Below are 24,101 nucleotides of genomic sequence, written 5' to 3' on the forward strand. Positions count from 1 at the left end.
AACGCCACCGCCGGGCGCAGAATGGATGACGCGGCATTCCGATTGGTCGAAACTGCGCCGCCAGATATGGCAGACGCTTGGGAGGGCGTCGGCAAATGTTGGATACGCCAAAAAGCGCGCTTTTTCATCACTATATGGGTATTTCACGGCTGCTGGCCGGGCAGCTGGAATTCAACGCCATTATTCAGGCGGTCGCGACCGAGATCAGCCATATCATCCCGCATGACCACATGGATGTCTGCATCAAGCAGCTGGATGACAAATACCACATCGCCTATGAGAGCGGGCTTGTCAGCGCCTGGAGCAAACATCCGCCTGCACTTTTGACCGGAAGTCCTATCCGCTCCCTGCTGTCGGGCGAAGTCGAACATCTTCTGAGCGGCGATGCATGCGCCGATCCGCGATTTCATTTCAAAGGCGCCTTTTCCAGTCCCATCCATGAGCTCGACCTGCATAGCCGTCTGCATGTCCCGATGAAGGTCCACGGCGATATTATCGGCGCGCTTAGCTGTTCCTGTCATCGGGCCGATGCCTATACGATGGAGGATGTCGCCAATGCCCGCGCGGTTGCGGATCTACTGGCGCCCTATTTCTATGCCATTCGTGCTGCAGAACAGGCGAAACGTTCGGCCATCGAGGAGGCGCGTGCCAATGCTCGTGAAGAAGGTCTGCGCCTTGGCGCGCTGCAATTGACCGAGGCGCTGGAGGCCGAGCGGCAGCGCATCGGCATGGATCTGCACGACCAGACGCTGGCGGATCTCACCCGGTTGGCCCGGCGTATCGAGCGCATGAGCCATACCCCGGACGTGTCGGGGGAGATGCTGGAACCGGTGGTGCGCAGCCTGCAGCACTGCATGCAGGATTTGCGCGAAATCATCGAGGAAGCAAAACCCTCGATCCTGCAATTGTTCGGCGTGGTTGAGGCGATCGAGACTTATGTGGATCGCTCCGTGCGTGACAGCGGCTGCGCGATCGACTGGTCGGTGACGGATGAGACGGACGGGCTGGTGGAAAGGCTGGACAAAACGGTGGCCATTTCGCTGTTTCGCATCGTGCAGGAAGCCATCAACAATGCCATTCGCCATGCCCAGCCGGAAACCATTGCCGTAACGCTGTCGTCGGTGGATGGCGGCTTGCGGGTGACGGTCAGCGATGATGGCAGCGGCGGCGGCGAAGGCGGCGCATCCGGTGGCCTCGGCATCGGCAACATGAAAACGCGGGCGCGGCTGATTTCAGCCAGGTTCGATATTGGCGGCAACGGCATGGGGGCGGGAACCCGCATCACCGTGACCTTGCCGGAAGATGCCTTCGACCGGCGGGAGGAGTTGTGACATGGACGTGCTGATCGTTGAGGACGATGCGCTGCACCGCGCTTATCTGAACGAGGCCGTGCGTGCCGCCCTGCCGGAATGCGACAAGGTTCTGGAGGCGGCAAACGGCAGGACGGGCGAGAAGCTCGCGCGGGAAAATCGCGCCGCCCATATCGTCATGGATTTGCAGATGAACGAGCGCAACGGTATCGAGGCGGCGCGCACCATCTGGAAGGAAAGGCCGGATACGCGCATCCTGTTCTGGTCAAATTATTCCGACGAAGCCTATGTGCGTGGTGTTTCCCGCATCGTGCCGGAAGGGGCTGCCTATGGCTATGTGCTGAAATCCGCCTCCGATGACCGCCTGCGGCTGGCGCTCAGGAGCATCTTCATCGAGGCGCAATGCGTGATCGACCGGGAAGTGCGTGGCTTGCAGGAAAAGAGCCTCGGCAAGGTACATGGTTTTACCGATTCCGAATATGAAATTCTTGTCGATGTCGCACTGGGGCTCACCGACAAGGCGATTGCGCGCCGTCGTAACCTGTCGCTGCGCAGCGTGCAGAACCGGTTGCAAAGCCTCTACGAAAAGCTGAACGTGCATCAGGCGGCCGGCGATGACGAGGCGGAGGGGCGATACAATTTGCGAACGCGTGCCGTCACCGTGGCGTTCCTGCGCAAGCTGTTGAACTACAGCGCTCTCGAAAAAGCCGAGCGGGAACTGGCGGAATGGGCGGGAAACCGATGATCATCAGGGTAAGAAGGCTAGCAGGCGCCTTTCATCCGCTCTGAGGCCGGAGACCGGTTTCGCCCCGACTTTCAAAATACGGCCAAGTTTTTTCTGCGCTTTTTCCTCTGTGGCGATGTCGAGGACGGCGGGGTGCACATAGCTCTTGCGGCAGATGGCGGGCGTGTTGGAAAGCTCCGCCGCCGCCGCCTGGCACATGCCCTTGATGCTCGGTTTTTCACCCGCGGCCACATGTTCCATCGCGTTGCAGAAGGCTGCAAGCGTTCCGCCCCAGGTACGGAAGGTCTTGGCGGAGATGCCTTGTCCGCCAATACGGGAGAGGTAAGCGTTTAGGTCGCTGGAATCGACGGAATGCACCCGGTTTTCACTGTCCTGCCAGACGAACAGTTCCTTGCCGGGCAGATCGGCGATCTCTTCCAGAATTTTCTGGAGGCGAGGGTGGCGCAATTGCCGTTTCACCTTCTGCCCGCCCTTGGCGGCAAAGCGTAATTCGATGGTTTCACCGAAGGAAATGTGCCGCTTGAGCAATGTCGTCGCGCCATAGGTGCCATTGGTTTCGAGATAGGAACGGTTGCCGACACGCAGATAGGCTGCATCAAGAAGCAGCGTCAGGGCCGCCAGCGTCATTTCCTGTCCGTGATCCTGCTTGGCAATATCTGCCATGGCGCGGCGGCGAATGGCGGGCAGCGCCTTGCCGAAGCTTTTCAGCTGAAAGAACTTTGTCTCGCCCCTCAGTGCGTGCCAGTCGGGATGATAGCGATATTGTTTTCGGCCGCGCGCATCAAACCCGGTGGCCTGCAGATGGCCCGACGGGTCGATGCAGATCCACACATCCCTGTAGGCGGGCGGCACGCCGAGCGATTTGATGCGCCTGAGTTCCTCATTGTCGGAGAGAATCTCGCCGCCCGGTAGCCGGTAACAGAAGCCGCGGCCGCGTTTCTCGCGGGCAATACCCGGCTCCTGGTCGTTGACATAGGCAAGTCCGATTTTGGCGAGAAGACGGGTGGGCGGCTGTGGCATGGTTGTTTCCGGCACGTTTAAGGTTGCAGGAAACGACAAACAGGCCGCCTTCGTTCCGGCGGCCTGCTGTCGCGGTCACGACTTTTCTCAGCTGGCTTTGGCGATCCGCAAAATTTGCGAGTTGCCGCCGCCGCGCTCTTCGGTCACGGCATAGAGGGCGCCATCCGGACCCACTTTTACATCACGAATGCGCGCTTCCAGCGGCAATCGGCTTTCCGTCGCAACCTTGTCGCCGTCAATGTGCAGGATGACGAGGCCTTGGCTCACCAGACCTCCTACGATGAAGGCTCCCTTCCACTCGGGAATCTGGTCGCCGTCGTAAAAGGCCATGCCGGACGGGCCGATGACGGGATCCCAATAATAAACCGGCTGTTCCATGCCTTCCTTGGCGGTGACACCTTCGCCAACGGACCGGCCGCTATATTCGACACCGTAGGTGATGACCGGCCAGCCATAATTGAGGCCCGCCTTCGGCAGGTTCAGCTCATCGCCGCCTTTCGGGCCATGTTCCACGGTCCAGAGCCTGCCCTGTCCATCCAGCGCTGCCGACTGGAGGTTACGGTGGCCATAGCTCCATATCTCGGGAAGGGCGTTCTGCTGGCCGGCGAAGGGGTTGCCCTCGAAGGCCTTGCCTTCGGCATCAATGCGGAAGACCTTGCCGAGCCCGCTCGACAGGTCCTGCGCCTGCACACGCGGCGTTGCGTCTGAACGTTCACCGACAGTGACGTAGAGCTCATTGTTCTGGCCGAAGACCAGGCGGGAGCCGAAATGCTTGTCGCCATCATAGGTCGGCATCTGGCGGAAGATCACCGAGACGTCTTGCAGTTTTGCTGCTCCACCCTCTTCGGTCAGTTTGGCCGATGCGACGGACGTGCCGTTGCCGCCATCCCGTGGCTCGGAAAAAGAGAAGAAGATTTTACGGGAGGTTTCGAAATCGGGAGCTAGCGCGATGTCGAGCAGACCGCCCTGTCCGTCAGACGCCACCTCCGGCACGCCTTCTATCGCCGGGCCAGCCTTGCCGTCAGCAACAATATGCATGGCGCCCTCCTTGGCGGCGACGATCATGCGGCCATCAGGCAGGAATTCCATGGACCACAGGTGCGGCAGACCCTCGGCGACGATGGTTTTTTCGACGCTCGGCTGGGCAGCAGCCTGCGGCGCGCGTGTCTGACCCTCAAAAGCCGGTTTCTGATCCGGTGCATTCGGTCGTTTCGTTTCGGCAGCCGGGGCGGTCTGGGCATGGGCAGCGCCGGCAAAGGGAATAGCAAGCAGCGCGCACAGGATTGTCGAACTCAGAAATCGGTTGTTGTGGAACATGGGTCTCCCTTCCATCGTTTACGTCACGTCGAGAACCATTTGGGGAGCATTTCGTTTCCTGCGTTAGTTTCAAGAAAACTTGATCATTGCGTGTGCAGGCGGCACGCTCTTTTCTCATCCATGCGAATTCATAAGGAACCGCAAGCCTGCGGCCGCGTTTTCCCCTTTTGTTACACGGAGGGCGACATGCAGATCATCGACAACAAAACCATCGACGCGGACAGAACCAAACCGATCCTCAACGTTGCGGAATTCTGCCGGCGCTACCGGCTGGACAAGGCGGAGGAGACCCGGCTCAGAAAGCTGTTCGGCGAGTTCGCCTCGCGGCATGAGCTTCTAATGAATGCGCAGCGCAAGCCGAGCTTTCGCTGATCATTCATTCCCATCGAGAGATTTTCCAAAGATCATGAAGACATCATAGCGGGTGTTCTTGCCCATTATCTGGTGAGAGGGTTTGCGAATTCCCGGCATCGGATCGGCGCGGAGCGGCCATTTCAGAACCACCCGCTTCGTCGCATTTTCCAACGCAGCCTGCATCAGCTCAACCTGGTCGGGGTCGGCTCCAACCAATTCTCTCAGTACCCTCATCTCTTTTTTCACCAGCGCCGTGTTGTGGCGCGGCGGATGCATGGGGTCAACAATCACCACTTCCGGTGAAAGCTCTTTCAGCAATTGGCGTGAATCCCCGTGAAGCAGGGTCATGCGCGCCGCCGCCTCGGCATAAGAGCCGCCCGCTTCCAGGGCGCGGCGAATGCCGTCAGCGAGATGGGCGTGCATTTCCGGCGAGCGTTCAACGAGGGTGACGTCAGCCCCCAGGGATGCGAGCAGAAAGGCGTCCCGCCCGAGGCCAGCCGTGGCATCGAGGATTTTTGGCGTGCGGCCTTTGGTGAAACCTGCCGCCTTGGGCAGCGCCTGTCCGCGCCCTTCGCCAGAACGAAAACGGTGCCCCACCGCGCCGCCGACGAAATCCACCACGAAACTTTCGTTCTGTTCCTTCATTTCGGACCTCAGAAGGGGCAGGGCACGAAATAGGCGACGTCGCGCCCATCCGGATGGCGGAATGCGACTTCCTGCGCATGCAGCATCAGACGCTGCGCGGCGGAAAATGCCTCGCCTTCTGCATAAAATTCATCGCCAAGAATGGGGTGGCCCAGCGCTTTCATATGCACCCGCAATTGGTGGGTGCGGCCGGTGAGCGGAGTGAGCGCCAGCCGCGTTGCGGGAAGCGGTAAGCGTTCCAGCACCTGCCATAGGCTTTGCGCGGACTTGCCGTTTTCGTGGTCGACCCGGTGGCGCGGCTTGTTTTCGGGATCGATGGCGAGCGGCAGGTCCACTTCTCCCGCCTCTCCGGCAACCTCTCCCCAGACAATGGCCAAATAGGATTTGCGCGTCTGGCGGTTTTCAAACTGCGACGCAATCGCCGCATGCGCCTTGCGGTTAAGCGACATCAGCACGATGCCCGATGTGTCCTTGTCCAGCCGGTTGATCATCAGTGCTTTCGGGAACTGCTTCTGCACACGCGTCATCAGGCTGTCGGAAAGCGCCGGATCGCGCCCCGGCACCGATAACAGCCCGCTCGGCTTATCAAGCACCAGCAGATCGTCGTCGCGGTGCACGATGGTGAGCCAAGGGTCGAGTGGCGGATTATAGACGGGGTTGGAAAGCTCGGATGACATTTCGCTTCCTTAGCACGAATTGCGCATTCGGACAGGCGCTAGAGCATTTCCAGGAAAAGTGGACCGCAGTTTTCCGACCGGAAATGTAACAAAATAAAGAGTTAGAGTGTTTTTGCGATTTGAAGAAAAACGAAAAAACTCTAGTCGGGAATATGGAGATTGACGCGTCCGCTGGTCAGGTCGCTGAGGAGCCGGGTTAGACGTTCGGCTTCCACGGCCGGAACCGAGAGCAACATATTCGCGCCAGTGCCGGTAAAGTCCTCTCTTTCAAGCCGCAGGTTCGGCGTCGCGGAAAGGCGTGATTTCACCAGCGCCAGGTCTGAGAAGGGGCAACTCAGCGTGGCGCTGACATAAGCGATGACCGGTGACGTCTCGCCGAGGCGAAGACAGGCCGCCGCCGTACCGCCATAGGCGCGCATCAATCCGCCGCTGCCGAGCAGGATGCCGCCGAACCAGCGGATTACGAGAACCGCGACATTGTCGAGTGTCTGGCCGTCGATGGCCTGAAGGATAGGTTTTCCGGCCGTTCCCGAGGGTTCGCCGTGATCGCTGAAACGATAGGTCTGACCGCTTCGCCAGGCCCAGCAATTATGGTTTGCATCGGGATCGGAATGGGCCGCGAGGAATGTTTTCGCATCCTCTTCACCCGTCACCGGCGCGGCAAAGGCGATGAAGCGGCTTTTCTTTATATCCTGCGAAAAGGTGACGGGGCGGTCGAGCGTGAACATGGGCGCTTCAATATCGCATATATTCGCCTGCGGAAATCGCTATAAGGCTTTCAACGGCGAAGATGGCAATGGAGAGGGTTTTGAGCGAGGCGAGGCAGGTCGCGATTATCGGCGGCGGACCGGCGGGGCTGATGGCGGCGGAGATGCTCTCGGCTGCAGGCCATACCGTGACGGTGTTCGAGGCTATGCCGACCGTGGCGCGCAAATTGCTGATGGCGGGAAAATCCGGTCTCAACATCACCCACGCCGAAGACTATGACAGCTTCTGTCACCGGTTTGGTAATGCGGAACCACGCGTGCGCGCCGCTCTCAATGATTTTACGCCTGATATGCTGCGCAACTGGGCTGAGCGTCTGGGGCAGGATACCTTTGTCGGCAGCTCTGGCCGGGTATTTCCAACGGTCATGAAAGCCTCGCCGCTGCTGCGGGCATGGCTCGCCCGACTGGAGGCACAAGGCGTCACCATCAGGACGCGGCACCGCTGGACGGGTTTTTCCGGCGAGCAGCTGGTTTTCGCGACACCGGAGGGCGAGATTGCCGTCAAGGCCGATGCCACTCTTTTGGCACTTGGCGGCGCAAGCTGGCCGCGTCTGGGCTCCGATGCCGCATGGGTTCCGACGCTTGCGGCAAGGGGCGTGGAGCTTGCTCCGTTCCGTCCGGCCAATTGCGGTTTCGACGTTGATTGGAGCGATGCCTTCCGTGAGCGTTTTGCGGGTGAAGCGGTTAAATCCACGATCACCATTTCGCCGGCCGGGGCCTTTCAGGGTGAATTCGTGATCACGAAGCATGGCATTGAGGGCAGCGTGATCTACGCTCATTCCGCCGCCCTGCGAGACCGGTTGGAAGAAGCAGGCAGAGCGTCGCTGGCGATTGATCTTGCGCCCGGACGTACGGTGGAACGACTCAGCCGTGATCTGGGAGGGCTCATCCGGAAGGAAAGTTTCGCAAACCGCATGCGTAAGGCGGCTGGCCTGTCTGCCGTGAAGGTCGGCCTTCTGCGGGAAATCTTTCCCGGCATCGCCGCCATGCCGGACGAGTTCGTCGCCGCGAGAATAAAGCATGCAGAGATACCGCTTTTACGGACGAGACCGATTGCCGAGGCAATCTCGTCCGCCGGTGGTATCGTGTGGAGCGGCCTTGATCAAAACTACATGCTGGAAAAGCTCCCCGGCATGTTTGCTGCCGGGGAAATGCTGGATTGGGAAGCACCGACGGGCGGTTATCTGCTGACCGCCTGTTTCGCCACCGGCAAGGCGGCGGCGAAGGGCATGGCCAGATGGCTTGAAGGTTCAGCCTGACAGCCGTTCCGCCAAGCCGCCTTCCTCGCCATGTGCGGTTCTGACGAGGCAGCGCATGATGGCGTCGGTGGTGATGGCGCCAAGCGTCTTGCCGTTTTCCCCGACGACCGTGGCGCTGCTGACATTTTCCCGGACCAGCGCGCGCAGGCCCTCTTCAACCGTCATATCCGCATCGAGCTGAAGGCGGGACTGGCCGGCAAATTCCGGCTGGACGACGGCTCCGAGGCGAATGACCCTGCCGCGATTGACCTCTTCCACGAAGGCTTCGATATAGCTGTCGGCGGGCGACATGACGATTTCGGCTGCCGTTCCCTGCTGGATAATTTCGCCGTCACGCAGAATGGCAATCTTGTCGCCGAGCCGCAGCGCCTCATCGAGATCGTGGGTGATAAAGACGACGGTCTTCTTTAGCTCCTTCTGCAATTCCAGCAGCACCGTCTGCATATCGACACGGATGAGTGGATCGAGCGCCGAATAGGCTTCGTCCATCAAAAGGATTTCGGCATTGTTGGTCAGCGCGCGAGCGAGGCCGACGCGCTGCTGCATGCCACCGGAAAGCTGATTGGGGTAATGGTTGGAAAAGCCTTCCAGTCCCACGCGCCTGATCCAGACTTCGGCCCTTTCCTCCCGCTCGCGCTTGTCGACTCCCTGCACTTCAAGGCCATAGACGACATTCTGCAGCACGTTGCGATGGGGCAAGAGACCGAATTTCTGGAAAACCATCGCCGTCTTGTGGCGGCGGAATTCCAGAAGGTCGGCTTCGTTGAGGCGACAGACATCGGTGCCGCCATAGAGGATTTCGCCCGCCGTCGGGTCGATCAGCCGGTTGACGTGGCGGATGAGCGTCGATTTCCCTGAGCCGGAAAGACCCATGATGACGGTGATCTGCCCGCCCGGCATGGTGATGTTGATATCACGCAGGCCGAGCACATGACCATGTTTGGCGTTGAGATCTGTTTTGGACATGCCGGCCTTGACGGGTTCGACATAATCGCCCGCTTTCGGACCGAAGATCTTGTAGAGGCTGCGAATTTCGATCGATTGACTAGCCATGCGCTACTTCCCTGTGTTTTTGCAGGCGAAGGCCATAGGCCTGGCTGATGCGGTCAAAGATGATGGCGATACCGACGATGGCAAGCCCGTTGAACACGCCGAGCGTGAAGTACTGGTTGGCGATGGCCTTCAGCACCGGCTGGCCAAGACCCTGAACGCCGATCATGGAGGCGATAACGACCATGGCAAGTGCCATCATGATGGTCTGGTTGATGCCGGCCATGATGGTGGGAAGAGCGAGCGGCAGCTGCACCTTGAAAAGTTTCTGACGATTGGAAGAGCCGAAGGCGTCGGCCGCTTCCAGCACGTCGCGGTCGACCATGCGTATACCAAGATTGGTGAGCCGTATCATCGGCGGAATGGCGTAAATGACGACAGCGATGACGCCGGGCACACGGCCGATGCCGAGCAGCATGACGACGGGAATGAGATAAACGAAGCTCGGCATCGTCTGCATCACATCGAGAACGGGGTTTATTACGTTCTGAAGGCGGTTGGAGCGGGCCATGGCAATGCCGATCGGCAAGCCCACGACGATGGAAAGCACCGCGCAGACGAAGATCATGGAAACCGTCTTCATCGTGTCTTCCCACATGCCGAACCAGCCGATGGCGAAGAGAATGCCGCAACAGAGCGAAACAATGGTGGCGCTGCGGCTGCCAAACCAGGCCAGCGCGCCGACAATAAGAATAACGACCGGCCAGGGCGCACCGATCAAAAGCCTTTCCGCCCAGATGAGAAAACTCTGGAGAGGCGTGAACAGCCCCTCAATTGCGCCGCCATAGGTTCGGGTGAAACCCCGGAACCCTTCGTCGATGACCTTTTTCAGCGCGCGCAGAGAATCGTCATTCATGGTCGGAAATTTGAAAAGCCATTCCATATCCTGTTCTCCATGACGAACCGGAGGCGGGGACCGATATCCTCCGCACTCCGGGAGTAAAATCGCCAGAGCGCCCCGCATCCTTCACGACGCAGGTGGAACGCTCTGCTGAACCGGCGCATCGCCCCTCGAAAGCCAAAGGCATTTCGGGGCCGATACTGGCGCGGCGTCGCCGCTGGCGGACGCCGGTTGCCGGGCAGATATGCGAGGACGCGCCTTTTAAAGGGCGGCCTTGACCTTTTCTGCAACCTCAGGCGAGACCCAGCCCTTCCAAAGGGCTTCGTTTTCCTTCAGGAACTGCTTGGCGCCGTCTTCACCGGTCGCCTGATTGTCCGTCATCCAGGCGATCACCTTGTTGACCGTGGCATTGGTCCAGGCGCGCTTGTTAAGGTAATCCATGGCAGGGCCGGCACGATCGGCAAAAGTCTTGCTCACCAGTGTCTGCACGTCATCGATCGGCCAGGCGTTCGGCTTCGGATCGGCGCAATCGGCAACGGATGTGCAGCGCTTCCATTCGGCCGCGTCATATTCGGTGCCGAATCCGAGCTTTACCATCTCGTATTTGCCGAGCAGCGAGGTTGGAGCCCAGTAATAACCGACCCAAGGCTGCTTGGCTTCGTAAGCCTTGGCAATGGAGCCATCGAGGCCGGCAGCGGAGCCGGTGTCGACGAGGGTGAAGCCAGCCTTTTCACCGCCGAAAGCCTTGTACAGCTGCGCGGTGACGACGGTGCCGCCCCAGCCCTGCGGCCCGTTGAATACGGCGCCCTTGGACTTGTCTTCAGGCGACGGGAAGAGCTCGGGATGCTTGAAAAGATCAGGAATTGTTTTGAGATCGGGGTTGGCTTCAGCGACGTATTTCGGAATCCACCAGCCCTGAACAGCGCCATCGGAAAGGATTTTTGCGGCCGCGACCACTTTGCCGCCTTCCAGGCCCTGCTTGACGATCTCCGGCTGCAGGCTGACCCAGGCCTCAGGCGCGATATCCGGCTGGCCCTTTTCGGCCATGGAGGTCAGTGTCGGCACGGTATCGCCGGTGACGATTTCGGCGGAGCAGCCATATCCTTTTTCGAGAATGAACTTGTCGAGATTGGCGGCAACTTCGGCGGACTGCCAGTTCATGCTGGCGATTGTTACGTTTCCACAGTCGGCGGCATAGGCTGCGCCGCCTGAAAAGGCGAAGCCGGCGGAAAGAATTGTGGCACCCAAAAGTATTTTCATTGTTGTTCCCTCTGGTCGCGGTGTGGCGAAGACCCGGGCGCTGACGGCACCGCGACCGCCAGCACCCTTATTGAGGCTTAATAATTCCTTTGTGGCCATCCCGTTTGCGGCAATTTCTGGCGTATTGAGGATGCCAATCGTCAGGTGAAGGTGCGGTTACAGGAATATATTAGCGAAATTTCTGGCGCGAAGGTGTTGAAATATCGGGGAGTTTAGCCATTGCTATGCAATATTTCAGCGGCGATGGAACTTTTTCATTTTTTTGAAAAGCGTGGGAACTATTAGGCGAAGTTTCTGTTCTCTTGGACTTTTATCCTGTTCTGTATTACGGGAGATTTCCTCTCGGTTTTTGTGGTGATGTTGAATGACCAATCTTCGTGCTGCCCCGGTATGGCCGATCGGTGGCGGTGAAACGGGTGAGCTTGTGCGCCGCTTCGACTGGTCGAAGACATCGCTGGGTCCTATTTGCGATTGGCCGCAAAATCTAAGGCAAAAAGCCAATTCCGTCGTCAACTCCCCCATTCCGCAGGTGCTGATGTGGGGCAGGGATCATGTGATGATCTACAATGACGGCTATGCCGAGATCGCCGGCAATTATCATCCGCATGCACTGGGCGGGACGGTGCCCGGCATCTGGCCCGAAATCTGGGACTGGAACAGCCGCATCCTCGAAGCCGGTTTTCGCGGTGAGGTCCTGGCCTATCGCGACCAGCCTATGACGCTGATGCGACATGGCGTGCCGGAAGAGGTGATCTTCGATCTGTTCTACACGCCGATCTATAATGAAGGCGGCACGGTGGACGGCGTTTTATGCACCGTGCTTGAAAACACCGACAAGGTGAAGGCTGTGGAAGCGCTGGAGCAGAGCCGGAAGGAACTAAGCCGGCTTACCAATGCCCTGCCCATTCTGGTCGGATATGTCGATCGCGATTATGTTTATAAATTCGCCAATGACGGCTATCTGGAGTGGTTCGGTCGCCGTGCCGAGGAAGTGATCGGCCACAGCGTTCCAGAGATTGTCGGCGAAGCGTTTTTCGAAGCGCGCAAGGCCTATCTGGATCGTGCGCTTGCCGGTGAGAAGATCGTCTCCGACACCGTGATCAGGAGGCCCGATGGCACTGTGCGCGCCGCCGAGATCCGCTATGTTCCGCGCCATGTCGCCGATGGCTCCATCGACGGTATCTATGTGCTGATCATCGATATCGAGGACCGCAAGCGCGCGGAACAGGAAATTCTCATCAGCAATAACCGGTTCCGTGCGGCGGTGGATGCGGTGCACGGTGTGCTGTGGACGAACAGTGCCGATGGCAGGATGCTGGGCGAACAGCCTGCCTGGGCGGCGCTCACGGGCCAGAAGCTCGAAGAATATCAGGGTTTTGGCTGGGCGGATGCCGTTCACCCGGAAGACAGGCAGGGTTCTGTAGACAGCTGGAACCAGGCGGTTGCGGAAAAGTCGACCTATATATGGGAGCACCGCGTGCGCCGTCATGACGGCGTCTACCGCACGTTTGCGATCCGCGGCGTGCCGATTTTCGATAAGTCTGGCGCCATTGCCGAATGGGTCGGCGTCCACACCGACATAACCGAGCAGCGGCAGGCGGAAGACACTCTCAAGGAACATGCCAGCAATCTTGAGCGTGAAATTCGCCATCGCATCCGGGCGGAAGAGCAACTTAGGCAACTGAATGAAGGCCTTGAAGTCCGTGTCGAGGCGGAAATGGCCGAGCGACGCCAGGCCGAAAAGGCATTGCAGCAGGCGCAGAAAATGGAATCCATCGGCCAGCTGACGGGCGGCGTTGCGCATGATTTCAACAATCTTCTGCAGGTGATCGCGGGCAATCTGCAATTGCTCTCCAAGGATGTGAGCGGCAATGAACGCGCCGAAAGGCGGCTGGAAAATGCGCTGGCCGGCGTCCATCGTGGTGCAAAGCTCGCCAGCCAGCTTCTGGCCTTCGGCCGCCGCCAGGCGCTGGAACCGCGCGTCATCAACATTTCCCGTTTCGTGACCGGCATGGACGATCTGCTGCGCCGTTCGCTGGGCGAGGCGATAGAGGTGGAGATTATCACCTCTGGCGGTCTCTGGAACACCTATGCCGATCCCAACCAGGTCGAGAACGCACTTCTCAACCTTGCCATCAACGCGCGCGACGCGATGCAAGGCCACGGCAAGCTGACCATTGAGGTCGGCAACGCGGTTCTTGACCGCGATTATGCCCGCAAGCATTCGGAAGTTTCGGCGGGGCAATACGTCATGCTCGCCGTCAGCGATACGGGTTCCGGCATGCCGCCGGAGATTCTCGAAAAGGTCTTCGAGCCGTTCTTCTCGACAAAGCCGGAAGGCAAGGGCACCGGTCTCGGCCTTTCAATGGTCTATGGATTTGCGAAACAATCGAGCGGCCACGTCAACATCTATAGCGAGGTGGGGCAGGGCACGACGGTGAAAATGTATCTGCCGCGCTCCGCTGCCGATGAGGACAGGGAAGTGGTGATGCCGACCGGCCCGGTCGAGGGCGGAACGGAAACCATTCTCGTGGTGGAAGATGACGAGGAAGTGCGCAACACCGTCGTCGAGACGCTTGGTGACCTCGGTTACCGGGTGCTCACCGCCCGTGATGCGCAGGCCGGATTGACGGTGGTGGAAAGCGGCATTCCGATCGATGTCATCTTCACCGACGTGGTGATGCCGGGGCCTTTGAAAAGCCGGGAAATGGCCCGCCGCGCGCAGGAGCGGCTGCCGAACCTCGCCGTTCTCTTCACGTCCGGTTACACGGAAAACTCCATCGTGCACGGCGGCAAGCTGGATGCCGGGGTGGAACTTCTTTCCAAACCCTATACGCGCGAAGCGCTGGCACGGCGCATTCGCCATGTGATCGCCAATCGCAAGCAGGTCTCCCTGTCGAGGGCACGGCCGACTGCTACGCCCGGTTATTCCAGACCTTCCGAACCGGTCACGACGGCCGAAAGCGAAAACCGGTCCATACGCGTCCTTCTGGTCGAGGATGACGAGCTGATCCGGATGAATTCGATGGAGATGCTGTCGGACAGCGGCTTTGCGGTTATCGAAGCCGGAACTGCGGCGCAGGCGCTGAATGTGATCGAGGCGGACCGCATAGACGTTCTCGTCACTGATCTCGGTCTGCCGGACATGAATGGCGGCGAGCTGGCGGTGGAGGCTCTGCGCCGCAAGCCCGGACTTGCCATCGTATTTGCGACGGGCGACAGCCATCTGCCGGAAGGCGCGCCCGAAAGCGCGGTGCTGCTCACCAAGCCTTATGACGAACAGCAGATCGTCTCAGCGGTCGAGCAGGCCCATACGGCAAAGGGCGCGGGGGCGGAATAGTCCGTCCGCTGCTTTATCGGCTTAATAACCTCGCGTCATATCGACGGTTTCCGGCAGCCTGCCGGTCTCCCGCCAGGCCCGGACATTGCCCGCGACGATGCGGGCCGAACTCTCGCGGCTCGTCGGCGCGGAAATATGCGGCAGGACGGTGACTTTCGGGTGCTGCCAGAATGGCGAAGCCGTGGGAAGCGGCTCCTGTTGGAAGACATCGAGGACGGCATGCGAAAGGCGTCCGGAATCGAGCGCAGCGATCAGGTCGTCGGCAACGACGACCGGGCCACGGGCGAAATTGATAAGTGCAGCCCCCTCTTTCATCAAGGCAAGGCGGCTGGCATTCAGAAGGCCACGCGTCGCATCGGTGAGCGGGACGAGACAGACGAGAATGTCGCTTTTTTCGAGCAATGTCTGCAGCCCGTCATCTCCCTTCAGTGTTTCCACACCAGCGATTACCTTCTCCGAGCGACTCCAGCCAGCGACGTTGAATCCGGCATGGAGGAGGCGCTCCGCGGCAGCCGTGCCGAGTGCCCCGAGGCCGAGCAGGCCGATTGTCATCTCGCCGGGGTGACGGTAGTCCAGCTCCTGCCAGATCGCCTTTTGCTGGTTTTCACGATAGGACGGCATGTCGCGCTGCAGATAATAGGTCCACGCCAACACCGCTTCAGCCATGACGCGGGAAAGCTCCGGGTCTTTCAGCCGGACTATGGATGGAGCCTTTTCTCCCAGTTCCAGCACCAGCCGCTCCACACCTGCCCATAGGCTGTGAATCCATGTGAGGCCGGGAAGTGCGGCGATGTCAGCCGGGTCAGGATTGGCGACAATGGCAAAATCCACTACCCGCCGTTGCTCGTTCGTCAATTCGGAGAAGGACAGGATGTCCTCCTGCGGCATGGCGGCGCGCAGTGCCTGTTTCCAGACAGCTTCGGCTTCCGCGTTCATCCGTGAAACAAAGGCGATGGGTGATGGCATGGCATTGGTCCTGCTTGCGATTTTAGCTTTACGCCATCAATGCGCAATTTCGGCAGGCAATACCATGGGTTTGTCAGTGGAATTTTCGGCAGAGCAAAACGGCCCGGTTTTCACCGGGCCGTTTCACGATTACGCGTCTTCTTTTACCGGGGCCTTTGCATCGCCATAATAGGCCGAGAATTTTTCGTGATAATGCTCCGAACCACCGGGGCCGGCATAACGCTGCAACTCCGTCATGTCGGTCTTGTTGAGCACAATACCAAGCGTCTTGTTGGCGATCTGCGGTTCGTTGGCCATCAGGTTCTGCACCATCTGGATCGGCGTTTTGCCCCATTCGGTCACGAACACGAAACCGTCCACCTGCGGTGCAAAGGCCTTGGCGTCGATGACGGGCACAACGGGTGCAAGGTCGACGATGATGTAGTCGCATGCCTCGCGCGCCGAATCGATGAACTTGCGCATACCCGAGGAGGACAGCAATTCGCTCGAATGGGCGAACTGGTTGCTGGTGGAAACCGGCAGGATGCCCATTTTCGTGCGCGTATCCACCTTCACCGCCTGCGTCCATGGAACTTCATCGAGCACCACTTCGACGAGGCCGGCGGATTGCCGTGTGGTCAGCATGCGGCTGAGGCCGGGATTGCGGATATCGGCATCCACGACAAGCGTGCGCTTGCCGGTGGAGGCGATGAGGCCGGCGAGATTGAGCGCTACGACCGACTTGCCTTCGTTCGGCAGGCAGGAAATGACGCCGATAACCCGGCACTGACGCTCCTGAATGACGACATCGGCCGTCAGCTTCACGTTGCGCAGGGTTTCCGCGAAGCTGGAGCGTGGGCTGTCGACGGCAAGGCGCAGCATTTTCTGGAACGAGACCTGCCCGCTTTCGTCAAGTGTCGCATTTTCTCCGCCCGGGGTGGCGGCGCTATTGCCGGTTTTGGCATTTTCGACGCCGCGTTCCCCGATGAAGGGAAGATAACCCAGGAAGCGCATGCGCAGATTGTCACGCACGTCATTGCCGGTGTGGAAGAAGCGATCCCGGAACTCCAGAAGCGCGGCAATACCTCCACCCAGCATTAGGCCGAGGATGACCGAAAGCGCCATGGTCATGGTCTTTTTCGGGCTGGAAGGCGAAGTCGGCAGTCCTGCCTCGGAGATGATGCGGGCCTTGGCGATTGGCAGGGACTGCTTCTGCGAAGCCTCTTCGAAACGACCGAGATAGGACTGATAGAGGGTGCGCAGTGCCGTTGACCGCTGTTCGAGTTCGCGTAGCTGCACCATGGTGATGTTGGCCTGCGAATTGCGGCCGGCGACCTTGTCGATACTGTCGCGCAACGACTGAACGCGGGAATTGGCGACATCAAACTCGTTCTTGAAGCTGCCGGTCAGCTGCTGCAATTCCTGAAAGATTTGCTGCGAAATCTCTTTTTTCTCGGCGTCGAGCGCGGCCGCCTGCGGATGGTCGGCGCCGAATTGCTGGATGATGCCGCGCTGACGGTCCGAAATGGTGATGTAGCGCTTGCGCAAATCCTGAATGACCGAGTTGTCGGTGTCGCGGGCTGAAACAACTGCATTGTCGACAGCCGTCTCCGGCCCGCGGTCGATAATCGACTTGTACTGGCTGTAGCGGGCAGAGGCAGTAGCCGCATCCGCCTGCGCGGCAATCAGCTGGCCGTTGAGATCGGCAAGCTGGCTTTCCGACATCAGTTCGCCGCGTGACGATACGATATTGTTGTCGGACCGGAATTTCTGAACCGCAAGTTCCGCCGCCTGGGCGCGCTGGTTAAGGTCGGTCAGACGTTCCTGCAACCAGACAGAAGCACGTTCACTGGCATCAAAATTGGCATTCAGCTGTTCGGTGAGATAAGCCTGCGCATAGGTCTTGGCGATCTGTGCCGCCAGCTGGCGGTCGGTCGAACGGGTGGAAATGGCGATGACCGAGCTGCGGCCGACACGCTCGACCGTCAGCGACTGCTGCAGCACCGCGGCGGCTTTTTCCCGTCGTCCGGCACGGATCGCAGCCTCGGAGACTGGCGGGTCGCCCGGCAGCACGAGGTCGAGGATGCCCCGCACGGAAGATTTGACGAGTTCGACCGGAGACATCGCCGGATTGACGATGGTGTCGTTCTCGTCAAGCTTGGCCTTGTCGACCACGGTCAGCGCCATTTCCTTGGATTTGAGGATTTCAACGGCGCTCGCGATACGGTTATCGACAATCTGCGCGGCCGGCACCGGCGATTCCTCTTCGGCGTAACGCGAGAGGCTTTCGTCCAGTAGCACCTGCGTCATCGCGGTATAAACGGGGGTCGCGAACACCAGGTAGAGGCCGGCGAGGACCACGGCGGCAATGACGGAGGCGGCAATGACATTGGCGCGGCGCACCACGGCGGCCCATAGGCGGTCGAGGTCGATGAACGTGTCGGAATCCTTGCCGGATTCCGGAAAACCAATATTGGATTTAAAGGTCTTGTGGTGCATGGACCTACCTTGTGAATTAAAAATGGTACGCGGGAAGCCGAGCAACACTCGCCTTCCCGCCTCCCGTTATTGGTGCGCCGGCCGCCTCCCCGGCGGCGCGATTAAAGTCAGGCCGCCTGTACGCGGCTTTCGTGGTTCGCCACCAGTTCCTTCACCGAAGCGAGAACCTGTGCTTCCATGTCCGCCCGCATCAGCGAAAAGGCGACGTTAGCGGCAATGAAGCCCTGCTTGCTGCCGCAATCAAAGGTGCGGCCAGAATATTTCTGCGCGTGGAACGGCTGTTTTTCCGCGAGACGTTTCATGCCATCGGTCAACTGAATTTCATTGCCAGCACCACGCTCCTGCTTGGCGAGGATATCGAATATTTCCGGCTGCAGAATATAGCGGCCATTCAGGTAATAATTCGACGGCGCCTTGGATGGTTCCGGCTTTTCGACCATTTCGGTGACGGCAAAGCCGTGGTTGACCTTCTGGCCGACGCCGACGACGCCATAGGAAGAGACTTCTTCCGGCAGGCATTCCTCGACGCCAAGAATATTGCCCCCGACTTCGTCATAAAGCTCCATCAGACCGGCAATGCAGCCGCGTGCGCCATAGGAGACCATGTCAGGCAGCAGCAGGGCAAAAGGTTCCTTGCCCACCAGTTCACGCGCACACCAGACCGCGTGGCCGAGACCGAGCGGAACCTGCTGGCGGGTGTAGCTGACAGTACCGGCAACGGGCAGCATCTTTTCCAGCTGCAACACCTGCACGGTCTTGCCGGAGCGGGTCAGCGTATTGATGAGTTCCGGCGCGCTGTCGAAATAGTCTTCGATGGCGGTCTTGTTGCGGCTCGTGACGAAAATAATGTGCTCGATACCGGCCTGCATGGCTTCATCGACAGCATATTGCACGACCGGACGATCAACGATCGTCAGCATTTCCTTCGGCATCGCCTTGGTGGCGGGCAAAAACCGCGTGCCGTTGCCAGCTACGGGAATGACGGCTTTTCTGACAGTTTTGTTCAGGTCCATCGCGTTCTCCTTCATCAAGGTTTGATCTGTCCCCAGTCCCCGCGCAGACAGGGTCCGCGCGCAAATTTCACGAAATCTGCCTTTTCACCCCTGTATTCGCCGCGGGCGCAAATATCGCGTCCCGCAGCCTCCTTAGCCGCACCGCAATGGGCATTCGCAAATGCCCCAATACGGCGGGATCCCTGATCGTGGTCTTCAAGACGCCAACTACGGAGCGGCGCTTGATATTGTCCACCAATGTCAAAAAATTGTGCGCCAGTTGCAGGCTGCGGCTTCTCGCCTGCTGCGCATCCATAGCGGCGGGCAGAAGCGTGTAGTGGCTCAAAAATTCCTCGTCAGCCCTGATCATCGCTTCAACATGAGGAATTTCGAGGACGCGCGAAATCGAGCCTTCGCGAATGTTGTATATATAGCCCGGTTTCGGCTCGATGACGCAGAGCCCGCCGGCCGCGAGTGCCGAGGCGAGCAGGATATAATCCTCGCCAATGCGTATATCCTCGCGGAAGCGTAGCGCTTGGTTATTGAGGAAATCGCGCCGGAACATCGGTTTCATGTAGCCGAAATTGAAGGTGGAGCGGAACAGGATGTTGGAGGAAATAAAGTCCTCCAATGTGAGAACAGGCCGTTCCTCCAGAAACTCTTCGGGAAACATCGTCTCCATCGGTCGGCCATCGGTGTAGACCACGTCGAGATTATCGACAGCGATGTCAGCGTTGGCGGCCTCTGCCCGGCACATCATGCAGGCGGAGCGCTCCGGGCGGATGACATCGTCGGAGTCGAGCACGGCGATCCAGCGGCCGGTCGCGGCCTCAATGCCGGCATTGCGCGCGCCGCCCGGACCCCGGTTTTGTTCGAGCGCAAGCAGCCGCACGCGCGGATCGATTGCGGCGATCGCTTCAACGACGGAAATGGTATCGTCGGCGGACCGGTCGTCGACGACGATCACTTCCAATGTCACGCCCTGCTGATCGAGCGCGCTTTGAACTGCGGCCTCGATCGTATCGGCGGCATTATAGGCGGCGATGACGAAGCTGATGTCTGGCGAAGAGTTGAGGTTTTCCATCAGGTCGCCTCCACCGCACCATATTGGCGGATTTCACGCACGCCGAAGGCGCCGCTCATCGAACCCATATGCAGCGCGCCACGCAACGCATAACGGTTGCGGCGCACGGCGTTGAAGCCGGTCAGGGCAGCGAAGACGCCACAGTAGATAACCTTCGAGCCTGCCTTCACCACCTGCAGGACGCGGCGAGCACCGGGCTTCTTTTCAGCCAGCACCCGGCCGTGGGTCTGGCCGGAACGGAAGCGGCGCTTGGCAAGCCATAGGAAGCTCGCCCGGTTTTCCGGCACCGGTTCAGACAGCACTGCATCTTCCGCAAACACGATACGACCGCCAGCGGCGTGAAGATGCGAGAAGAAATGCGTATCTTCGCCGCCGCTCTGGCCGAGCGCCAGCGCAAAGCGCCGGCCTTTGACAGAGGGCGCTTCCATCTTGAGCAGCGTGTTGCAGGTATAGCCGGTAATGATCTCGCCATTCACCCAGACCGGAAGCGTCGAGTGGAAATCGCCGCGTTTCATCCAGCCAGGCGCATTCTCGCGATAGACGGCCGTGACGGGGCCGAGGACCGCTTCAGCGCCGGTCTCGTCCGCCTTCTTCAGAAGGGCGTTGAGCCATTGCGGCGGGGCGGTTTCGTCATCATCGATGAAGGCGAGATAATCCGCCTTGCATTCCGAAAGGCAGGCGTTACGGGCAATCGAAATATTGGATTTCGGGCAATGCACGTAAGTGATTTCAAAGGGTGAGGTTTCGCGTAGGCGATCGACACTCGCCTTGGCGCTCGGCTCTTCGTCATTGTCAGCGACAATCAGCCGAACTTTCACGCCTTCCGGCACCTCCAGCTCGAAGAGTGACAGAAGTGTGGCGACAAGCGCTGGGCGTCTGTAGGTGCAGATGCCGATATCGACGGTTTTCGAAAAATGCGGGCGGGTGACGGTGTTGTCGGTCATGAGACAGCCTTTCTTCCCCGGAATTTCAGGAGTTCCAGCCAGAAGCCGGTGGACCAGGCCAGATGCATCACCATCGCCGAAAAGGCGGCGAGTGGGCCGTATGGGTTTTTCTGACCTATTGCCATCCACAAGCCATAACCCACACATGCGGCAATCCAGAGGCCGAGCGGAATAAGGGCTGCCCAATGCACAAGCGACAGCAGCGCAAGCACGAAGACCGGCAGCACGGCGAGCGGAATCATCTGGCGGATTTTCGGGATCGAGCGATGTTTCAGCAGGTTCTTCGCCCGGCCGCGGCCATAGGCGAGATATTGCCTGAAGAGCGGCATGACGCTCGCGCGCGGATAATAGGTCATGCGGGTCTTGTCGGTCATCCAGATGCGGAAACCGGATTTGCGCAGGCGAAAATCCAGCTCGGCATCCTCATTGTGGCTGAAGCTCTCATCATAACCGCCCACCGCATCGAAAGCGGCGATCCGCATCAGCGCGTGGTGGCCGTGATCGATCCAGTGGCCTTTGGCACCTTCGCGGTGCTTGGAACCGCCATTGCCGAGCTTGGAGTTCTGGGCGATGGCCGTGGCCTTCTGGAACAGGCCGTGACCGACCGTATCCATGGCGACGACGACGGAATCCGCGCCCGTCCGTTCGGCATCCTCGATCAGCCGCTGGCAATAATCATCGGGATAATCGCCATGGGCGTCGATCCGGATGAGATAATCGAAATCCTCGCCGAAGGTGGCGACGGCAAGATTGATGCCGGCGCTCTGGATACGCTTCGGATTGGCAAGAAGCGTGACGCGTTCGTCCTTTGCCGCAAAGGCGGAAACGATGTCGCGCGTTCCATCCGTGCTGCCGCCATCGGCGACGACGATGCGGAACAGGCGCCCCTGCATCGCGCCGGTGAATTTGACGAGCAGCCCCTCGATCGTCTTCTCCTCATTGAGGCAGGGTATGACGATCAGCGTTCTGATGCCGGAATGACCAAGACCTTCCATAACTTGCCCCCTACGCACTACACGGGTGAAAACTGCGCTTCACGGGCGTGGCCGGAAGCGGATTTGGCGAGAGAAGACAATTGCTGCACCAGCAGACGGCAATCGTCGCGGTCGGTCAGCCATTGTTTCCTGTCTGTTGCCGACAGGGCTTGGAAGGCATCCGCATAGGTTTGCGGGGTCATCTGGTTGAAGAGGGCGGCAAGATCGTCAGCGCCCGCCTTTTGCAGGACGAAGCCGATATCGCGCTTTTCGATGAATCGGGCTGTTTCCGTGCCGGAAAGCGCAATCGGCAGGGTGCCATAAAGGCAGCCCTCGTAAAGCCGATTGGGCAGCAGCCAGCTGGAATTTTGGCCTTCTTCGAAAAAGTCGATGGCCCAGGTGAATTGCACCTCGTTATAGATGGCGGCAAGGTCCTCGGGGTTCTTGTATGGCCCATGGAAATGCACATGCGGGGCAGCGGCCACGAAGCCATCGAAATCGGCAAATTCCGAATAGGCCGGCCGGCCGCGCAGGATGATTTCGACCTTGCCCTCCATTCGATGGGCAAATTCGGCGAGGATTTCGAGCGACCTGCGGCAGCGAAGCGCCCCGAACCAGCCGATTTTCCACGGTTCTCCGGGCGCAGGCGCGCGTGGTCGTGGCGAGGTGGCAACAGTGCTGTCGAGCGCCAGCACCTTGTTTTCCTGCAACAGGACGGGAAGGTCGAGGCCCGACACTGGTTTGAAATAATGCTCCACGAATGCCGGAGAACTTGTAACCAGCAGTTTGGCGTCGCGTGCGAAATAACGCTGAGCGGCGTTCAGCATCTGTCCGGGCTTGCCCTCGTTGAGAAGCAGGCGGTGAATATCGAGACATTCGTAAACCAGCGCTGGCTGGCTGCCATAGATCGACATGGCGCGCTTTGCCAGAGCCAGCATTTCGAGGTTTCTGGCAAGAATGACGTCGGGTGTCGGGATGCCGCTCAGGACCTTTCCAAGCGAAAGGCTTGCTTTTGCCACCGCCGCCATGCGCTGCAGAAACTGCCCGTCGGCGGTCTCTCCGAGCACGACGGGCACGACGCCCTCGATTTCCGCCAGCCGGTTCTGCCCGCGCCGGAAACCTGCCAGCGTGACCCGCGCCGCGCCCGCGAGCAAGGTCAGCACCCGCCGGCGAATGGCGGGGTCCGACAGATCATGCGCGAGATATAGAACATGGGTCATGCAAAGGGTCCGGTTGGTTTCACGCGTCAGAGACGCTGTGGATTATGTTTTGGTTCAAAAAAATCAGTTGAGGGCGCAGGCAATGGATTCCGGGAACTGGCATTTGTCACCGAGCGCGGTGAAGGCGAAACGGTCAACGACCATTTGCGACGGCCCGGCATAAGCAAACTTGCCCATCCAGTCCTTCAGCGTATCGGTGCCCCAAAGGCTGAAGAAAATCTTCTGGGCGTTTTGCGGGATTTTTGTTGCGTCCGTGACTTCGTGGACGAGCTTGCCGTTGACGTAATAACGCAGGCGCTGTGGTTCCCAGACAAAGGCATAGTCGTTGAAACCGGCATCGGCTCCACCTTCCACCGGTACCAGCTTCTCATTGCCGCCCTTGGCGGAGATATATTGGTTGAGCTGCACCTGACTGGTATTTTTGCCCAGAACCTCGAAGTCGATTTCGTCATGCGGTTTCTTGTCGGTCGGGCCGATATAGGTGAAGAAGGCGGAGTTCAGTCCGGAGCCGGTGGCGGCCTTCATGCGGGCTTCATAGGTGCCGTAACGATAACGGCCCTTGGTCTGGATTTCACCGCAGGCGAAATTGCGCTCGCCTGCTTTGGCTTCCTCGAAACCAAGCGTCAGCTGGCCGTTTTCCACCGTCGCCAATTTTTTCGACCAGGTGCAGTTTTGATGCGCGCCGTTGTTCCAGCCGTCGGAAACGTACCAGAAGCTTCTGTCCATCTGATCGAAGTTCTCGATGAAGGACGTGCCGTTGCCTTCCTGGGCATGGACGGGCGCTATGAAGGCCGTGGCCGAAAGGGCTGCGGCAAGAAAAATGCGTGTCTTAACGCGGGTGACAAATGTTGTCATTGG

Annotated in this window: 21 protein-coding genes; 5 read left to right on the top strand and 16 right to left on the bottom strand. The window is 59.4% G+C overall.

All coding sequences use genetic code 11. The annotated features are described in order from the left end of the window. Window positions 1-95 precede the first annotated feature (95 nt). A complete protein-coding gene (locus ACFVTJ_RS14380; protein ID WP_386908431.1) occupies window positions 96-1,331 on the top strand; it encodes a GAF domain-containing sensor histidine kinase in 1,236 nt (411 codons plus the stop codon). Between the two features lies 1 nt (window position 1,332). Then, window positions 1,333-2,055, top strand: coding sequence for a response regulator (locus tag ACFVTJ_RS14385; RefSeq protein ID WP_386908433.1), 723 nt, complete (start codon window positions 1,333-1,335; stop codon window positions 2,053-2,055). 3 nt (window positions 2,056-2,058) lie between these two features. On the opposite strand, the gene ACFVTJ_RS14390 is transcribed toward ACFVTJ_RS14385, so the two are convergent. Next, window positions 2,059-3,075, bottom strand: coding sequence for a DNA topoisomerase IB (locus ACFVTJ_RS14390; RefSeq protein ID WP_386908435.1), 1,017 nt, complete (start codon window positions 3,073-3,075; stop codon window positions 2,059-2,061). Window positions 3,076-3,162: 87 nt separating this feature from the next. Then, the gene (locus ACFVTJ_RS14395; RefSeq protein WP_386908437.1) at window positions 3,163-4,392 is read right to left on the bottom strand and encodes a PQQ-dependent sugar dehydrogenase; all 1,230 of its coding nucleotides are present in this window, start codon (window positions 4,390-4,392) and stop codon (window positions 3,163-3,165) included. 186 nt (window positions 4,393-4,578) lie between these two features. Between ACFVTJ_RS14395 and ACFVTJ_RS14400 the strand changes: the two genes are divergently transcribed. Beyond that, the gene (locus ACFVTJ_RS14400; RefSeq protein WP_386908439.1) at window positions 4,579-4,764 is read left to right on the top strand and encodes a hypothetical protein; all 186 of its coding nucleotides are present in this window, start codon (window positions 4,579-4,581) and stop codon (window positions 4,762-4,764) included. Here ACFVTJ_RS14400 and ACFVTJ_RS14405 read toward each other — a convergent pair whose 3' ends face one another. The 3 genes from ACFVTJ_RS14405 to ACFVTJ_RS14415 all read right to left on the bottom strand — a co-directional run bounded on the left by ACFVTJ_RS14405 (window position 4,765) and on the right by ACFVTJ_RS14415 (window position 6,796). Next, window positions 4,765-5,391 carry a class I SAM-dependent methyltransferase gene (locus ACFVTJ_RS14405; protein ID WP_386908441.1) on the bottom strand — a complete coding sequence of 209 codons (627 nt, stop codon included), beginning with the start codon at window positions 5,389-5,391 and terminating at the stop codon, window positions 4,765-4,767. Between the two features lie 8 nt (window positions 5,392-5,399). Continuing rightward, a complete protein-coding gene (locus ACFVTJ_RS14410) occupies window positions 5,400-6,068 on the bottom strand; it encodes a pseudouridine synthase (RefSeq protein ID WP_386908442.1) in 669 nt (222 codons plus the stop codon). A gap of 140 nt (window positions 6,069-6,208) precedes the next feature. Beyond that, window positions 6,209-6,796: an IMPACT family protein gene (locus tag ACFVTJ_RS14415; protein ID WP_386908444.1), complete on the bottom strand. Its 588-nt coding sequence runs from the start codon at window positions 6,794-6,796 to the stop codon at window positions 6,209-6,211. Window positions 6,797-6,864: 68 nt separating this feature from the next. On the opposite strand from ACFVTJ_RS14415, the gene ACFVTJ_RS14420 reads away from it, so the two are divergent. Further along, a complete protein-coding gene (locus ACFVTJ_RS14420) occupies window positions 6,865-8,094 on the top strand; it encodes a TIGR03862 family flavoprotein (protein WP_386908445.1) in 1,230 nt (409 codons plus the stop codon). Here ACFVTJ_RS14420 and ACFVTJ_RS14425 read toward each other — a convergent pair. The 3 genes from ACFVTJ_RS14425 to ACFVTJ_RS14435 all read right to left on the bottom strand — a co-directional run bounded on the left by ACFVTJ_RS14425 (window position 8,086) and on the right by ACFVTJ_RS14435 (window position 11,245). Next, window positions 8,086-9,147: a glycine betaine/L-proline ABC transporter ATP-binding protein gene (locus tag ACFVTJ_RS14425; RefSeq protein ID WP_386908447.1), complete on the bottom strand. Its 1,062-nt coding sequence runs from the start codon at window positions 9,145-9,147 to the stop codon at window positions 8,086-8,088. The two genes, ACFVTJ_RS14420 and ACFVTJ_RS14425, sit on opposite strands and share 9 nt — an antisense overlap. Next, complete coding sequence (locus ACFVTJ_RS14430) at window positions 9,140-10,027, bottom strand: ABC transporter permease (RefSeq protein ID WP_386908449.1); 888 nt, start codon at window positions 10,025-10,027, stop codon at window positions 9,140-9,142. Before ACFVTJ_RS14430 ends, ACFVTJ_RS14425 begins: the two co-directional genes overlap by 8 nt. A 219-nt stretch (window positions 10,028-10,246) precedes the next feature. Further along, window positions 10,247-11,245, bottom strand: a complete 999-nt coding sequence (locus ACFVTJ_RS14435; protein ID WP_386908450.1) for an ABC transporter substrate-binding protein — start codon at window positions 11,243-11,245, stop codon at window positions 10,247-10,249. A gap of 364 nt (window positions 11,246-11,609) precedes the next feature. On the opposite strand from ACFVTJ_RS14435, the gene ACFVTJ_RS14440 reads away from it, so the two are divergent. After that, window positions 11,610-14,585, top strand: coding sequence for a PAS domain-containing protein (locus ACFVTJ_RS14440; RefSeq protein ID WP_386908452.1), 2,976 nt, complete (start codon window positions 11,610-11,612; stop codon window positions 14,583-14,585). Window positions 14,586-14,606: 21 nt separating this feature from the next. On the opposite strand, the gene ACFVTJ_RS14445 is transcribed toward ACFVTJ_RS14440, so the two are convergent. The 8 genes from ACFVTJ_RS14445 to ACFVTJ_RS14480 all read right to left on the bottom strand — a co-directional run bounded on the left by ACFVTJ_RS14445 (window position 14,607) and on the right by ACFVTJ_RS14480 (window position 24,098). Further along, entirely contained in the window at window positions 14,607-15,551 is a 945-nt protein-coding gene (locus ACFVTJ_RS14445) for a 2-hydroxyacid dehydrogenase (protein WP_386908454.1), read from the bottom strand. 129 nt (window positions 15,552-15,680) lie between these two features. Next, window positions 15,681-18,029: a polysaccharide biosynthesis tyrosine autokinase gene (locus ACFVTJ_RS14450; protein WP_386908456.1), complete on the bottom strand. Its 2,349-nt coding sequence runs from the start codon at window positions 18,027-18,029 to the stop codon at window positions 15,681-15,683. 107 nt (window positions 18,030-18,136) lie between these two features. Then, entirely contained in the window at window positions 18,137-19,042 is a 906-nt protein-coding gene (locus ACFVTJ_RS14455; protein ID WP_035223752.1) for a UTP--glucose-1-phosphate uridylyltransferase, read from the bottom strand. 67 nt (window positions 19,043-19,109) lie between these two features. Continuing rightward, window positions 19,110-20,105 (bottom strand): glycosyltransferase family 2 protein, encoded by a 996-nt coding sequence (locus tag ACFVTJ_RS14460; protein WP_386908457.1) that lies wholly within the window; start codon window positions 20,103-20,105, stop codon window positions 19,110-19,112. Next, window positions 20,105-21,049 (bottom strand): glycosyltransferase, encoded by a 945-nt coding sequence (locus tag ACFVTJ_RS14465; protein WP_386908459.1) that lies wholly within the window; start codon window positions 21,047-21,049, stop codon window positions 20,105-20,107. Before ACFVTJ_RS14465 ends, ACFVTJ_RS14460 begins: the two co-directional genes overlap by 1 nt. Then, window positions 21,046-22,044: a glycosyltransferase family 2 protein gene (locus ACFVTJ_RS14470; RefSeq protein WP_386908461.1), complete on the bottom strand. Its 999-nt coding sequence runs from the start codon at window positions 22,042-22,044 to the stop codon at window positions 21,046-21,048. The genes ACFVTJ_RS14465 and ACFVTJ_RS14470 overlap by 4 nt, the downstream gene beginning before the upstream one ends. Window positions 22,045-22,061: 17 nt before the next feature. Then, on the bottom strand, window positions 22,062-23,243 hold the full coding sequence (locus tag ACFVTJ_RS14475) for a glycosyl transferase family 1 (RefSeq protein WP_386908463.1): 1,182 nt from the start codon (window positions 23,241-23,243) through the stop codon (window positions 22,062-22,064). Between the two features lie 63 nt (window positions 23,244-23,306). Next, the gene (locus ACFVTJ_RS14480; protein WP_386908465.1) at window positions 23,307-24,098 is read right to left on the bottom strand and encodes a glycoside hydrolase family 16 protein; all 792 of its coding nucleotides are present in this window, start codon (window positions 24,096-24,098) and stop codon (window positions 23,307-23,309) included. Window positions 24,099-24,101: the final 3 nt, after the last annotated feature.

It is taken from the genome of Agrobacterium sp. NPDC058088, from assembly GCF_042885035.1.
Lineage (GTDB): Bacteria > Pseudomonadota > Alphaproteobacteria > Rhizobiales > Rhizobiaceae > Agrobacterium.